The organism is Saccharobesus litoralis (assembly GCF_003063625.1).
GTDB classification, from domain to species: Bacteria; Pseudomonadota; Gammaproteobacteria; order Enterobacterales; family Alteromonadaceae; genus Saccharobesus; species Saccharobesus litoralis.
Map to the genome: position 1 here is coordinate 104,048 of NZ_CP026604.1, position 16,209 is coordinate 120,256.

Below are 16,209 nucleotides of genomic sequence, written 5' to 3' on the forward strand. Positions count from 1 at the left end.
GCTAATGGACGTTAGTTAGTGAAAAATGCGCTCCCCGCTTGTTGCTCAACGGTTGTTTACTGCCAGTCTCCGACAAGTAAGTCATCCATGCATAATCGCCAGCAGGAAAATTAGTCACCATTTTATCGATTGGTAACGAGATATTACCCGGCTCTTTAACAGGAAAACTGAGAACGCCCGCTTCTTTCCAGCCATTTTTATTGAGTAGTTTAATGATTAGGTCTCGTGGTTCAGTGATATCGAATTGAATGTCTAGTTTGTATTCGGCGTCATCAGCAATCGTTTTGGGATAACTGATCCCTTTGATTTTATCTTCTGTTGCCATTTGTATTTTTTCAACAAACTGCGCTTGGTCAACAACAATAAAATCTACCCCTTTTTGTTCGCCAATTCGAGAATTCCAATCTTTGCCTCTTGGTGTGATATAGGCGTTTAAACGGTAGTTGCCAGGTTTTAAGTTATCTATATTAAAATCAAAGTGATAATTGCCAGATTTTTTAATCCGCTTTCGAGTGGTTTTTATGTTGCGCCATGTCTGTTTATCTTGCAATGCAACATATAGTTCACGTGTTTTTTTAACTTTAATGTCAACTTTGACTTTGGGAAGCTGCTCGAAACCAATTTTAGCTGCTGTGTTAATCGTGATGATGTTATCGACCTCTTCTGCTTTGGCTACAAAAGCAAACGCGCTAAACATTAGGGTTAGGTATATAGAAAATCGTTGGAAATTTTTCATTGTTGGCTGCCTTGTTCTTTGTGATTTTATCAACACAAGACGACAGAGAATTAACGTGGCAGCATCCATTTACTACGTTTAGTCTATTCATGTGTTAACAAATTAAACATGATACGTTTAAATAAATATTACATAAATAATAAACTAAGTACAGAGTTAGACCATGCGAAAAAGCGGCTAGACAATAAATTGGACGAAAAGGAAATCCAAAAAAGCCCCAACTGAGATATGGCCACAGCGCTCAGCGGGGCTGGAAATACCACTTTCACAAGTGGATAAGGTAAGGGCAAATGCCCTTAAAAATGGTTATATCGCCGTTCCAGTGGCGTCAAACTCACGTATACCAACTTGCTGACCGTTTGGCGCTTCAGCCAAAACACGAATGCGATTAGTTGATATAGCAGCGCTTGGGGTGAAGTGTGTCCAGCCGTTAACATTGGCGTTTTGCCAATCCATAACATCTATCCAATCGCTAGATGTTTGATCCCAGCGTTGTACTTTCCAGCGAGACGTTTGGTAGCTAGGCGCGTTATCTTCACGTAATGAGAAGGTTAAGTTGTTGACTGCTACAAAGGTAAACTCAACCCAAACTAAATCAGACTCATTTTCTGAATACACACCTTGTGAGTTGGCTCGCGCTTCAACCACTAAATCATCATCAAAAACATTGGCTAAGCGATCGGATTGCCAGTTTGCACTAGCTGATGAAAACGTAACTGCGGTCGCTAGTTCAATGGTTTCCCCTGCTGGCGTTTGTGGCTCAGATGGCTCAGGTTCAGGTTCAGCCGGTGCAGGTTGTTCTGGTTCGCTTGGTGCTGGGTCTGAAGGTTCTTGTTCTGTGGGTTCGCTACCCGGATTGCTAGTTGAACCTACGGTGATCCCTGTCGCATCGAACTCTCGCATACCGACATTTTGGCCATTTGGTGCCTCAAATAAAACACGAATGCGCTCAACTTCAATATTTGCGTTAGGCGTAAAATCAGTCCACCCATTCACTGTAGCCGTTTGCCAATCCATAACATCAACCCAGATCGAGTTATTGGCATGCCAGCTTTGTACCTTCCAACGAGAAATTTGGAAGCTTGGCGCATTATCTTCACGTACCGCAAAACTTAAGTTGTTCACGCGTGGAAATTGATATTCAACCCAAACTAAGTCAGTTGTGCCTTGTGATGTTGCTCGGGCTTCGACGACCCAATCATCATCATGGATGTTGATTAAACGGTTAGCATCCCAATTATCGCTAGCGGCGGTATAAGTATCAGCAGTGGCTAAATTTAATGTTTGTCCTGCTGGAACTTGTGGTTCATCGCTCGGTGTAGATGGATCCTCTGGTGTTGTATCCGGATCGCTTGGTTCTTGTGGATCTTCAACTGGTGGCTCTACTGGTGTTTGTGGATCTTCTGGCTCTTGTGGTTCGTCTACAGGAGGCTCTACTGGTGTTTGCGGATCTTCAATCGGAGGCTCTGATCCGTCAGATAAGCCTAACACTAAGTTATCAATTTGGTAGCCATGTGCATCTGCAATAAAGGCATTAGCTGGTCTACCTTGGCCTAACCAATTAGCTGGAATATGACCATACACTAAGGGATCCGGTTGCATAGGTTGACGCCTATGATCATCTGGCGCATTAACACTGGCATTTAAAGTTAAGGCTGCGATGCTCATACCATCATTGCCGTCAGCCGTGTGACAAGATAAACAAAAAGCGTTTTGGCTTGAATCTGGGCGAGGGCGGTCACGGAATATGGGGCCTTCAGGGAAGTTAATCGCGTCGCGAATTCCAACCATACCAGAAGGGATATTAGCTAAATGCGCAGCATAATCGTCGCTGTAGTCGTGGTAACAAGCATATTGATTGTATGTTAATTCACCATTTTCGGCTAATTCATTAGTGATTCGAGTATGTGAAGCTGTTGGTAAATTATTGGCAAGATTTGTCCATTGAGATGGTGCGTTATTCGTTACACCAGCTAATGTGCCACCTGCATGGTTACAAGCAACTTCAACGTTAACCGTTTCAGCAAAGACTTTAAAATCATCTATCCAGCCTGTGTAATCACTTACGCCATTGGTTTGGCTTACGCCAACAACTAAAGCGCCAGGTGTTACCTGAAATAGTGCAGAGTTGTGATTAAATTCATCAATACGATAACCGTTAACATAAGTTTGTATAGTGCGGTTGCGATTAGACATCTGCACACCTAAATGCGCCCATGCTCCTTCGCTGAATGTTTGTGAAGAAGTAATCGTGCGGACTAAAGTGCCAACTGCATTGTAGTATCGGATCTGGTTAGTCCCGTTAATGCGAATTTCACTGCCATCAGGGAAGCTAATTAAACTACGTTCACCGGTGACATTGCGCGTATCGACAAAAATACCGTAATACCAAGGACTGTCTAAAATATCGCTAGGCTGAGCTGGTATATCAAAAGACAACCCTGAACCAGCGCCGTCTAACCAATAACCTTTACCATGAATACCACCTTTCGCAATCGGTTCGACTCGGCCATCGCCTAAAATAGCGCCATGGGTAGGAATAACCCAGCTATCGTTTGTTGCGGTTGCCGCATTTTGCACTCTGCCATTTTGGGTAATACGACGTTCATCCTGCCAATTCCAACTGCCATTGTTGTTTTTACGGAAAGTCACAACTTGAACCATATTGGCATTGATGAAGCTATTGGGGTTCATGTAGTCATCTAATGGGATTTCATCGGTACTGCGGCCTGAGCTTGCTAACCAAGTGACATCTGCCGGAGTAATAGGGCGCATGTTTTCAAGGTAGTTAAACCTATGCTCGTTTGAATCAAAGAAAGTACTGTTACCTGAACTGCTTAGTGGCATATTGTCGTGCACGTTTTCACGGCCATTACCGACACGGGTGTATCCGTCGTAACTGCCATTAGCTTCGTATAAACGCACTTCACGGTGGGTTCGGTCTAAGCTGGCCAAACCGAAATCTATGTTGTTGACCATATTATCGAGCAACACCATTTTTCCGCGTGTCCACAGTCCCATCATGACTCGACCTTGCAGCAAGCCATTCGTTTCACTTGTGCTTTCATTAGCGCAGTTGCCAACATCTTGTGGGCAGCGACTTTGATAATCTCGATTACCGATTAAATCGGTGCCTATGTTGGTAAAGGTAATATTATCGCCGTCTCGGTCAATCCAAGGGTAGGTGCCCATCGACTGATATTCATGCAAAACTTCACCGTTAGGATCACGGAAAGGCTGCATGGCAAAACCGTAACGTGTGTTTATTGTATCGTCATACGGTGCATGAGCCATTGGCCGAATTTGATCCCATTGCCTTACATCACAAGCGCCTAGTGATTCATTGTTTAACGTTGGGTTGTCTGGATTGTCATTGACAAAGTAAACCATGTCTGATGTCGAGGTACGGCGGGCACCACTATTATCGTTCCAAGAGAACTGGCCATTAGCACCGACACGTGCTGTCATCAATCGCCCATCACTGGTTATAACAGGCTCAAAAAATTGTAAAAAGCCGAACGTTGAACCACGTACAACGTCACCCGCTGTTACATCTACGATTCGGGCTTCTGGTGTTTTGGGGTTAGCAACACGAACTTCAACTGGCGTACCTGTTAATTGCCAACTTGGGTTACCAACATCTTCGGCGCGCACTATGACTAAGTCATAACAATCATCTGCGCCACAAGCGCGTGGGTTACGAATAGTTGAATCTGGTGCTGATGACGGATCGCACAAGCCTGCATGCGAGCTATTGCTGCCGCCTACTTCCTGATTAGTACCCGTTGGGTTTAAGCCTGCTTCATCCGGTGCTAACGCATTTGGGTAGCTAAGGATAAATGTACCTGCAGGGGACTCTAAAAAGGGTTGTTCGATTTTCTCTGGAACTTGTAAACGAAACGCGATATTGCCGCCGCCATTGACCAGTTCGATACGATGAGAAATACCGACTCGGCCATCAGCGCTGGTAACTAAGGTTGGAATGGTTGGATTTAGGTATTGGCGATTTTCCGTCATATGAACATCACGATCTATCGCAGGTTGTTCCGGTAATGCGCACGCGTAACCACCTACCAGTGCCATTAATGACGCTAGTGCTCTAGTCTTCATATTGTAAGTGCCTTTGATTTTTGCTGTGTTTTTCCTGACTTAATGTCGGGTGCTAGGTGGCCGTTTCGTCGCTATTAGCGACAAAAGATGTAAAGCGTTTTTGATTATTTTTTACTTTGTTACGTGGCTATTTATTATTGTTTTGCCAAGATATGCCTGTGTTGTGTTATGTATTTAAACATATGATCTTTACATCCGGTAAACAATGTAAATCAATTGTTAATTTAGATCAAGCAGATTTATAGGTTTTTGAGATTTTCAAATGGGGAGATGGTTAGGGTATGTTGATCTTTCGTGTAATAATGAACGCGAAACGTCAACACGCCCTAGATTGTAACAATAGTCTGGCGACCTTGATTTTTAGCTTGATACAGTGCTTGATCGGCACGAGATAAAGCAAGCGACAAGCTGGTATCTTTGCTGTTGATCTCAGTAATGCCAATACTGCTAGTGATGTGTAATTGCGTGCCTTCTATTTGAAGCTGGCAGTTGATTAATGCGTTAGCTAATGTATTTACGTGTTGCTTATCTTCATTTTCTTCATAAAAACAAACCACAAATTCTTCACCACCTAAACGATAACAGTGGGCATTTTTACCTGAAAATAGCTCGGTTAATCGAGTAGCAAAGTGTCGCAAAACTTCATCACCAAAATCATGACCGAATTTATCATTGATTGATTTAAAAAAATCGATATCAATTAATAGTAAATAATAGTGAGAATGCGCTAACTTATTGTTTTTATATAATAAACTGGTGTCTTCAAATAATGCCCTTCGATTGGCGAGTTTAGTTAAAGAGTCTGTACGAGCTAAATCATATTCTTGTTGATATTTGTAGTGCATGTAAATGTAGCTGGAAACAAGCTCGGCAAATGTATGAATGATATTGGTGTCTAATTTAGTAAACTGCTCTTTTTGTTCAAAACCTAAATTGATAGTACCGTAACAAAAATGTTCTTTAGCTAAAGGAACATCGTAACAAGCGGTTAAGCCTTTTTGTGCCAGCAATTTGCAATCTTGGTAGTGTTCCTGATTAATTGTAGATGTGAATTCTGCGTGTTGTTGTTTGAATACTTTTCCAACAAAAGTTGTGTCTATGGGCAAATGACAACCCAATTGTATGGCTTGGTTTCCGGCTAAGGTAAATACATTAAGGGCGTGTAATGACTGCTCGTATAAAGTGATACTGACTCTAGGGACATTAAGTATGCGGTAGCACCAGCTTGCTACACAGGTAAGCGTTTGCTGTAAATCAGCCGCTTCATTGAGTTGCTTAATAAAAGCAATGGGAAGAGTGATATGATCTTGAGACGATCTCGTCAAGACTTCCACCTAGGTTGTTTATCTTTATTAAATTATATGTGGTTTTTGCTTGATTACCAGCTCTACATTGCTGATACATTACAGCTTAAAAGGCAATAGTCATGCTATTGCCTTGATTGATGACTAGGTGATGTTTGATTTATTCCACCTTGTGATAAACGCGTACCCAATCAACTTCCATATCATTTGGGTAGCCTTCGCCGGTTTTTTCAGCGCGGACTGGGCACCTTGGTAGGCCAGCATATTCACCTGTGCAGTCGTAGGTTACATGTGGTGAGCGTAAACCCAAAGACAAAGTGACGCGCATAGGTAAATGCCAATACTTATTGGTTTTTTGAAAAACCTGTTTGCCGTCTAAAAACCATGTGATGGTTTCTGGGGTGACTTCGGCAGCATAGATATGAAAATCTTCACGGGGGTCAAAGTCGACTAGCAACTTATTTTGTGCTAAATCCGAGAAGCTATTATGAGGGCGAACTTGTATCTGCTCTCCGTTTGGGCCACGCACCACGGCATGTAGATTCATATCCATGACTTTTTCATCATCCCATTTGGCGGTGCCTGTAATATCACTCCACTCGCGTTGCTGTAATTCAACAATATCAATTTCTGAGTAGTATGGTTGTTCGGCTTCTGTCGGAAACATGCCTGCAGCATTTCTGTCATTGGCGTTGCTGTACAGCCAAAATGCTGGGCTCGCACCAGGAAAGGTCGGATTGCCTTTTATTCTTGCTTCAAAGTAGCCATAAGTTATTGTTTGTTTTGAGCGAATAATGCCTGATTTATAGAACATATCGTTACTTAAGGTTTGTCGATTACCATCTAGGGTGATGGTGCGATCAGCGGTATGCTCTTCATAACTAATAGTGAGGTGTAAATGCCCTTCAGCGTCGATGGATGTATTATCGGGCTCCCATGACCAAGGCCCCCAATCATTTAAATCGTTATCCCATTTGGTCAAAGCGATTGTGGCATCGTTAAATTCGTCAGATAACTCTTCAACAAACAACCACTCGCTTTTGTTTAGATTTTCGCGAGTCGGGAAACGATCTTCATTGGCTTGCGGTGTTTCTATGCTGGGACCATTATTTGGCGTTTCCGGCGTTTCCGGCGTTTCTGAGTCTTTGGGTTGCTCGTTGCCTGATGTTGGTTGATTGCTATTTTGGCTAGGTTCAGATGAGCCGCCACCGCAACCAATGAGTAGGGCAGTAAGCGCTAAGTTTAGTAAGCTTTTGCTGTATTTCATTATGTAGTTGGCTTGTCAGTTTTAAAATATATTGTTTTGAAAGTGATGCTTAGATTTAAAGCCCAGTGGTTAATTAGCGTTCACTGGGCTTGTTGAATATGTTTGTTTGAGAATGGCCTATTTATAGAGCGCTACTGGGGTCATAAATATATTGCTTGTAGCTAGGGTCTAGGCCAGCAAGGTATTTATTTTCTAGCTTGAATATTTTGCGGTTGCTTAAATTGACTTCTTTTAGCTTCTGTAAATAATGCTGGTTCCATAGGACTTGTAAGCTGCCATCTTCAAAGGCTAATTTTAAACCTTGTTCGACTCTAGCGAGCTCTGCCGTGTTTTGTTTATTGCTGAAAAAGAAGCGCGGTAATGGATAGTAAACCGCAATATTGTCATCAACCGCTAAATGATCAACAGCGTCTAAATTCTTTTTGATACTGGGAACTTGATGTGCACCGACTGGGAAAAAATCACCACGTTCATTGGCGACCATATGATACAGTCCCAGTACATTTTTACCGGTATGCACGGTAAAACCATTGTCTTTTAAAATATCGCCATCTAGCCAACCGCGTCCCATAATCATGGAATACTGTTTTAGATCGTCTAATGTATTAATTTGGTAGTTAGTGTTTTTTAAATCTTGTGAGACAAAAGGTACGCGATAACCAACAACGCCCAAACTAACAGGGAAATTGACATAACCAAATTTATTTAATTTTTCGCTTTTAACCGAATCTTCAAAAAAGAAATTCTCATATTTATCACTATTGGTTTCGGCTTCAACCCGTGTAATAGGGATAGCGTCATTGGTTAAACTCAGTTTATAACTGCCATGTGTAGCCTGGGTTTTTCGTAGTGCAAGTTCTAGTGCTTGATAGGGGTATTCGCTTTTAACGTCATAATTTAGGGTGTGAGCGCGAAAAGTGATGACGGTTTGTGCAAACACGGTAGTAGAAAGTGTCATTAAGCCAGTGGCGAGAAGTAAGTTGTTAAATAAGCGTTTCATTAGTTTGTCTCCGAAATTGTTCAGCACTGTTTTTTCAGTACTCTTTTTCTGTACTTTTTTCAGTACTTTTTTCAGTACAGTAAGAGTGATTTCGAGCCGTTAAGATTGGTTAGCTTTTATCGAAATCGCCTTGCTATTCATTCGTTCAGAATTACCAGCATTGCCAGTGATTCCATGTATACCTTTTCCACTTTATTGTTTACCTAATTGTCCGCTTATCTGCCTTGACGCGCACTTAAGCCTACCAATGGCCAAAACCATTAGTCTTTATAGAAAGTATTTATTGGATTTGTGTGTTTGAAAAAGCCACCCTAGGGCAGGGTGGCTGCTATTGATGGATTACATCACTTCAATAATGGCTAATTCATCTAAAACGATTGAATCAGCTTCAGGCAGTCCTTCTAACTTAAAGCCAAAGAAAGTGTCTCCTTGACCGACGTTACCCCATGCATCGGGTACACTCCAAACAGGCGTATTACTCTGCTCATCAATAAATTCTACATATTGCCATTCGTTAGTATTTTTTAATGTTGCTGTTTGAATACCACCAGTTGGTAAGCGTTTGTGGAAGCCTGGGCCTCCAGCTGCATATGTGTTCCATTTAAGCTGCACAGTAGATAATTTAATCTCTGTTGTATCAGTGAACGTTGTATTTAATTTAGCCCAAACACCGAAAGTAAACTTACGACCTGTGGCATTTCCTGGCGTACCAGTATTTTGGGTAAACCAGTTACGAGGTTTATTCCACGGTGACTGAACAACTAATTTACCAACATGCCCGCCGGCTTCAGAAGAAACGATATTGGCACCACCCTTAATTTCAATTGCACTGCCAGATAGGGCTTTATCACCTGTCACTACTGATGCACCTGACCAAGCGGGTCCTACATTGCCGTCTAGTTTAAAGTCGGTCAACCAACCGTCATCATTGGAGCCGGGTTCACAAGCTGAATTTTTTACAATTTCTAGTGTTACGCTGTCCGACTCAATATCACTAAGAGCAGTGGATGTCGTTCCAGATGCAAGGTTAACTGAGGCTTCTATTGTTGTGCCAACGTGGGTTGCATCCCCCGTGACAAACATACCTAGCCCCATTTGACCATAGTTAATGGCAGTTACTGGAAATGTAGTCGCGTCGCCAGAAGTCCAATTATAGGTGTAATCATTCGCTAATGTTTCACCTGCTGCTGCGGTAGGTGTAACTTCGACTGCTGCATGGATACAAGCAGGCGTTTGACGCATGCCAGTTTCAAATCCGGTATTGTCAACGTCGCCGTTTGTTATTTTAACGGTAAAACCAGCAAAGACTTCTAGGTCAACTGTAATTGTGGCTAACGAGTTAGAAGCGCTCGTTACTGTTACTGTCGTTTTGCCTTCTTTAAGGCCTGAAATCATGCCATTATCATCTACAGTCGCTATGCTAGTATCGGCTATTGTGTATGTTAAACTCTTGTCACATGCCTTTTGAGGTAAAACAGTGGCAAGTAGTTGCTTTTTACCATTTAGTAATACTTTAACAGGTTCTGCTGTTACGGTTTCAACTTGGTCTACAATGGCATTCATTGTAAAGTTTACTGTGCGGCTGGGTTTACTTGCGCCTGGAGTGTCTTCAAAACCATTATCCACAGTATAGGTCATTGAATAAGTAACACTAGGTGGGTTGTCTAAAATGCCGTCAGCAACGTTATTGCCATCGGCGTCGGTATTTCCCCATACGTCAGTATTATCACAAGTACTTAAAAACTCTGAAAACAAATCAGTATCAATAACTAGGCTATTATCTTTAACCGTAAAAGGGGATATTGCGTGAGCAGCGGTTGAATTAGTGTTAGGTTGACGTGTTCTATATCTTGGTGTTGTTTCACCGAAGGTGGTGTCAACTACGTAAATTAAGTCACCAGAGGTTCTAGCATCTTCCCCGTTAATTGTAGCGCCTTGTAAAAGGTCAATTGTTTGTGGACCTGTTTCTTCAGTAAATGAAGTTACTATTGGCTCTGATGGTAATTCAACTTTATGAGCGCTACTGAAATTTGAGTTGTAACCTTCATCTTTACTACCACAACCGGCAATTGCAGCTGCAATGGCAATATATAATGTATTTTTTAGTAAGTGTTTGTTCATCTTACTTCTCCAAAACTTTTTCTAGCTGTGATTGGTGGTATATACACCAATCACTTAATCATTGATTTTAAACGTTGACTTAAAATGTACCGCGTAAGCCCAAGCGGAATTGTCGACCGGTTTTATACAAAGCCGCTGTACGAGTTGTTGAAACCCCACCTTCCAAGGCATTACCTTCATCTAGATATACTGTGTCGCGGTCTAAATCGTTGGTGTCTGCGCTTTTCGTATTTGCACTGGTTAAGAAAATCCGACGCGTTTCGTCAGTCAAGTTTGTTGCTTGGAATGTAATACTTAAATTGTCAGTTAGCTTATAACTTGAGCTAAAGTCGATACGGTTACTTGCTTCTTGCCAAGTTGCCGCTCCAGTTAAGCCGCGGTTAACTAATTGCACGTCGGTGTAACGGCTTGCTAAGCGAAGCTGAATACCATCTTTTTCCCAGAAAATTGTCGTGTTTGCCGAGTTTTCTGGTGTGAATGGTTGTGGAAGCGGCTTAAGGAATACTCCTGATGTACCAATTTCTTCAGCATCTGACTCTGATTGTTGATAGGTGTAATTAAAGCTAACACCTAGCGCAGAAAGCGCTCCTGGCAACATGTCGTATGTTTGGTTGTAGTTTAGCTCTAAGCCCTTAGTTGTAGCGCCTCGACCATTTTTAACAACATCAATTAAAGCAATGTCACAAGTAATGTTCCACTCATCAAAGAAACCACCTGTTAAACGCAAAGGCATACAGTTGTCAGCATCACCCACTTCACGTGATGCTTTGTAATCAAGTAATAAATCAGCATCTGATAATTCGTAATCTTCACGAACATCTTTATAGTGGTATGGAGTATTAATAGTTTCCTCAAAGTTAACCATGTCTTTGTGGAAAAGCGCGACTGATAGTAAGCCAGACTCGTTGAAATACCATTCCCAAGACACATCAATGTTAGTTGACGATAAAGGCTGTAGTTTAGTGTTACCCGCTGAACCGCTAGAATCTTCCCACTGCTGTTCAGTGATTTGAACTCTTGGGTTTAATGAATCAAAATTAGGGCGTGTCATTGTCTTAGTGACGGCAAAGCGGCCAATCATTTTGTCACTCAACGCGTAATTTAAATTCAAACTAGGTAACCAGATATCCGCTTCACCAGTATTGGTTACAAAAGCGGTTCTTTCTTGAACTTGGATACCATACTTTTCGAACGCTGGACCCCACTGCATAGTCGAGCGATCTAAATACGGCCACATGACGCCTTGAGCGCCGAATTGACGATGGTTCCAATTACTTGTCGTGATTAAATCGCCAGCAATATTATAAAATTCTCCGCGTGGATCATTCTGTTCAATAGTTGGTGGGGTCGTATCGTAATTAATTCGAACTCGACGGTTAACGTCTGGACCAACTTGACCGTTTGCCCCTGCTATTTGCCAATTTCCATTTTCATCTACTGGAAACGTATTTGCGTCATTACGAATATAGGCATGAGTAATCGCCCAATCCCAACAGCCGGTTAGTTGGTCGTTATTTACTGGTTGGTAGCGTTGATCAGTTCCTTGCATTATCGCTTGTGGACACTGCGGAGAACCTTCTATATCAGCTAAACCTCTTTCAATAAGTAAGTTGTATGGGTCAAACATATGAGCTGTACCAATAAAGTTGATTCCGCCCACGCCCGTTGCAACGCTCTCATCTTTGATGTAACGAACACCAACATTACCCGTTAGTTGACCGTCAAAAAATTCAAAGTTTGCTTTAAAGTATGCAGCTAGTGTTTCCGTTTCGATAAAACGTGTACCGCCTATACGAGGTCTAAAACCAATTTCACTACCGTCTTTATCGGCTAAAGCAGTTAACGCTTTGTTAGCGTCTAACATCGGCCAACCACCAAAGAACGCAGCCCCACGATCAATCTGCAAGTCCTCAGCAAAATCGTTGTACGGGAAGGCTTCACTCGCTAATATGTCGATAAGCTTAACGGACTGTAACCCTTTATCGTCTAGTGGCTCACCAGATTCAACATCTTGCAAATCACGGCTATTGGTGAAAGCGATATCTTGAACGCGTACGTCTTTGTTACGTTTAGCCCATTTTGCACCAAACTCTAAAGTCGTTATGTTTAATAAATCTACATCCCAGTCAAAGTCTAAGAAAATAGATTTATTTGTATCGTCTTGTTTGTTATTGCGTAAATTAAAGTTACCTAAATGACGAGAGAAAACATCAAATGGATTGAAGCGACTGGTTGCTGAATTAATGGAGCCGTCAAATGCGTCAAATTCCGCATTTTGTGTACCAGTTTGCCAGCTACAGTCTTCTAGGCTACCGGAAAGACAGTCATAACCAATTGTTTCTTGTACAGGCATGGCTTCTAGAGGCTGCCTAGTTCCCCATTGTGCCGTACCTATGGTTAAGAACCTATCTTCATCATTCAAATCTGGCGTTTCATCACTGGTTTTGGAGTAACCAGCTTTGAGGCTCATTTTTAAATCGTCTGTTAATTGTTGCTCTAGGTTTAATGTAACTACGTTAGTTTCTTGTGTTCTTAAACCTTGAGTACGACGAAATTCGCCTGTTTGTGAACGACTTAATGATCGCTCTAAGGTATTAGTACCCACATCGACAGTGTTTAGTTCTAAGTTATCATCATCTTCATGAATGAGTACTAACGGCGATATATTCATACGTAATACTTGATTATCTGTATATACGTCTTGCTTTGTGTGATTTATATCGAGTTGGATTTCTGTTTCGTCTGTAGGTCTGAACTGAATCGCTGTCGATAGTGAAAAGCGTTCACGGTCATCTGTGTTTAATGAAAAGTCAGCGTTTTCACGAGCCAATACAAATAAGTCACCCTGATGTAGGTATTGAGTCGCATCGTTCGCATCATAACCTTCCAATGTATCCAGTGGAACTAATAGGCGATTACCGTTATCATCGGTTTTTATCATCCCTTCAAGTGAGTTATCTTGAGCAATGGCTTGTGACTCTTCACGTGTATAGCGCTGGTAATTTTGTACGCGAATTTCTTGTTTAGCTAAGTTGCGTGCAACTCGATTGGCGCCACCGGATCTTGAATCCATAATTTCCACTGCACCGTCCGCCCAATCAATGTTGATGCGATCTTGTCGAATGCTTTGTGTGTCTTTAGAGACAGTAACCATGAAACCTAGAGTATCGTCTAAGAACTTTTCTGAGAAACTCGCATTTAATCGATAGTCACTTTCACCGGCAAATTCATTGTGTCGAGCTTCAATTGTAAAGTTACGACGAGGTTTATTGAGATTTAATGGTTTTACCGTATTCAGGATGACGCTACCACCCAAAGAGCCTTCATCTTGATCGGCAGACGCTGTTTTTTGTACATCAATAGACGCTAAAATATCAGAAGAAAATGTACTTAAATCAACACTATTGTTTTGTCCTTCTTCTCCTGAAGGATCACTTAAGCCACCAGTTAATGCCACACCGTTCATTGATATTTGGTTCAGATGCGCTCCGGCACCACGAATTGAAATTCGCGTTCCTTCACCGCCTTCTTCTTGCACGGTAACACCAGTAACACGTGATAGTGCGTCAGCAATATTTTGGTCAGTTGATTTACCGACATCTTCGGCATGGATTGAATCACTCACACCGGCGGCAAAACGCTTAGCGTTCATGGCTTTACGTAAGCTGGCGCTAAAGCCAGTAATTTCGATGACTTCTACATCATCTTCTGCTTTTTCTTTGTCATCTTCTGGGGCCGCGTAAAGCGGGGTCGCCATAAATGAAGCTGCAATAGCAACCGAAATTGCTTTGAGTTTAAATTGATGTGTCATGTGGCCTCTCCACGTTGTTTTGACTGTGCTTTGTAGTGCTTAACAAGCTTAAATAAGCTGTTAGGTATTTTTATACCGAGTGATTCAATGCTGGTTTAACTAGCTAGGCTTAGTGAATAATTGTTAGGAGCTAAGCCTTAATTTGGATCGCTACGGTTTAAAAATTTGTATCAGCAGGGCGCAGCAATGCGGCGTTGACTAAAAATAGTCATCGCTTATGGCTGTATCCTGTTGAAGGGTTTTATTTACAAGCTTGAAACGTTAATGCTTGTGTCGGGCTTTGTTTTTGTATCTCGATTTTTCCATCGGTATTTGTCCATACGCTCGATATCGTAGTTTTCAAATTTCCGTTGGAGTAACCAGCGCGGTCGCTCGAGTGTTGACTCCCATTTAAACAATTGTTTAAACATGTCACGTACTCGTTGCGGATGCTGGGCGGCTAGGTTGTTGATTTCTTTCGTGTCGTCTGGCACGTAGTACAATTCTGCTGGTCTGTCTGGGTAGCGAATAAGTTTCCAATCGCCTTGGCGAATTGTCGCTCGTGTGTCTTTTTTCCAATATAAAGTGTCATGAGGGCGGCCTTGCTTTAAGCCATTTACGTAAGGGACTAAATCGACGCCATCAATATCTTTAATTGTGTCTGTGTCACCACCTGCGGCAGCATAAAATGTGGGCAGTAAATCCAATGTACTAACTGGCAGTGAATATTTAGTGCCAGCTTTGAGCTTAGCAGGCCATTTCATGATGTAAGGTACGCGTAAACCGCCTTCTAAGTGATTCGATTTTGTACCACTAAACGGGTCATTGATTGACGCATTTTTGTCTGTTGGGCCACCGTTATCATTGGTGAATACGACTAAGGTGTTATCTTCAATACCTAACTCTTTAAGCGTATTTAAAATTCGACCAGAAGCGCGATCCATCGCTAACATCATGGCTGCGTAAATTTTGCGTGTACCCGTTAAGTGAGGGAATTTGGCTAAATCTTCTTCTGTCGCTTCCATCGGTGTGTGGGGTGCATTGAAAGATACAAAAGCAAAGAATGGCGTACCTTCGTTATGCTTGCGTTTAATAAAATCGATTGCTTCTTCAGCTTTTGCGTCTGTGTAGTAGCCTTTTGGCTCTTCAAAGTTGCCGAAGTTACGTTCGTTTTTATTTAGATGATCGGCTGGCGCTTTAGGGTAAGCCCAAAAGCTGCGCGCGCCGCCGCGAAAACCGTAGAACTCGTCAAAGCCTCGGTTTAAAGGGTGGAATTTATCTGCACCGCCAACATGCCATTTTCCGTAATAAGCTGTAGCGTAACCTTGCTTTTTAAGGTAATCCCCCATGGTTTTGTGTTCAAGTGGTATACCCATCTCTATGCCGTCTTTTGCGGAGTTGGCACTCATGTAACCAGGGACATTGTTTTCTTCAAAACCGAAGCGTTGTTGGTATTTACCAGTGATTAAACCTGCGCGAGAAGGGCCGCAGGTTGGGTCGGTGACGTAGCCTTGAGTAAAGACCACACCCTGTTGGGCAAATTGATCAAGATTAGGTGTTTTGATTTCTGTGCTGCCATGGAATCCGAAATCGGCGTAACCGGCATCGTCAGTAAATAACAGAACAATATTGGGCTTGTGACTCGCGATTGCATCTTTAGACACTGAAGCGTGGCTGCCGCAGGTAAAGATGACCATCAAAACTAATAACTTAGTTAATCTCATCGATTTGTGTACTCATTTTTACTGTTTTTGGTTTAGCTAATTGAAGCTTGTGCTGGTAGCTTCAATGACTCGTATAAACTGTTTATTTGATTAAGCCGTTTTGACTCAGGTTGCCCTGACTCGATTTGTCTTAGCGGTTTAATTATTACTATTAAGT

General features: G+C 42.1%; 8 protein-coding genes. All 8 read right to left on the minus strand.

Going from position 1 to position 16,209, the window contains the following annotated elements; all coding sequences use genetic code 11:
• Position 1: 1 nt before the first annotated feature.
• Positions 2–736, minus strand: a complete 735-nt coding sequence (locus C2869_RS00430) for a hypothetical protein (RefSeq protein WP_108601076.1) — start codon at positions 734–736, stop codon at positions 2–4.
• A 306-nt stretch (positions 737–1,042) separates the two neighbouring features.
• Positions 1,043–4,846: a hypothetical protein gene (locus C2869_RS00435; protein WP_108601077.1), complete on the minus strand. Its 3,804-nt coding sequence runs from the start codon at positions 4,844–4,846 to the stop codon at positions 1,043–1,045.
• Positions 4,847–5,172: 326 nt separating this feature from the next.
• Positions 5,173–6,171 (minus strand): sensor domain-containing diguanylate cyclase, encoded by a 999-nt coding sequence (locus C2869_RS00440; RefSeq protein WP_159083955.1) that lies wholly within the window; start codon positions 6,169–6,171, stop codon positions 5,173–5,175.
• A 139-nt stretch (positions 6,172–6,310) separates the two neighbouring features.
• Positions 6,311–7,417: a family 16 glycosylhydrolase gene (locus C2869_RS00445; RefSeq protein ID WP_108601079.1), complete on the minus strand. Its 1,107-nt coding sequence runs from the start codon at positions 7,415–7,417 to the stop codon at positions 6,311–6,313.
• Between the two features lie 121 nt (positions 7,418–7,538).
• Positions 7,539–8,417 (minus strand): hypothetical protein, encoded by an 879-nt coding sequence (locus C2869_RS00450; protein WP_108601080.1) that lies wholly within the window; start codon positions 8,415–8,417, stop codon positions 7,539–7,541.
• 339 nt (positions 8,418–8,756) lie between these two features.
• Complete coding sequence (locus C2869_RS00455) at positions 8,757–10,538, minus strand: Ig-like domain-containing protein (RefSeq protein ID WP_108601081.1); 1,782 nt, start codon at positions 10,536–10,538, stop codon at positions 8,757–8,759.
• 79 nt (positions 10,539–10,617) lie between these two features.
• Entirely contained in the window at positions 10,618–14,349 is a 3,732-nt protein-coding gene (locus tag C2869_RS00460) for a TonB-dependent receptor (RefSeq protein WP_108601082.1), read from the minus strand.
• Between the two features lie 245 nt (positions 14,350–14,594).
• Positions 14,595–16,025: a sulfatase-like hydrolase/transferase gene (locus C2869_RS00465; protein ID WP_228710850.1), complete on the minus strand. Its 1,431-nt coding sequence runs from the start codon at positions 16,023–16,025 to the stop codon at positions 14,595–14,597.
• Positions 16,026–16,209 lie beyond the last annotated feature (184 nt).

Bases quoted from the DNA above. Each gene is read 5' to 3' on its own strand.
- C2869_RS00430 (WP_108601076.1), bottom strand. From the start codon at position 736: ATGAAAAATTTCCAACGATTTTCTATATACCTAACCCTAATGTTTAGC.
- C2869_RS00435 (WP_108601077.1), bottom strand. From the start codon at position 4,846: ATGAAGACTAGAGCACTAGCGTCATTAATGGCACTGGTAGGTGGTTAC.
- C2869_RS00445 (WP_108601079.1), bottom strand. From the start codon at position 7,417: ATGAAATACAGCAAAAGCTTACTAAACTTAGCGCTTACTGCCCTACTC.
- C2869_RS00450 (WP_108601080.1), bottom strand. From the start codon at position 8,417: ATGAAACGCTTATTTAACAACTTACTTCTCGCCACTGGCTTAATGACA.
- C2869_RS00455 (WP_108601081.1), bottom strand. From the start codon at position 10,538: ATGAACAAACACTTACTAAAAAATACATTATATATTGCCATTGCAGCT.
- C2869_RS00460 (WP_108601082.1), bottom strand. From the start codon at position 14,349: ATGACACATCAATTTAAACTCAAAGCAATTTCGGTTGCTATTGCAGCT.
- C2869_RS00465 (WP_228710850.1), bottom strand. From the start codon at position 16,025: ATGGTCATCTTTACCTGCGGCAGCCACGCTTCAGTGTCTAAAGATGCA.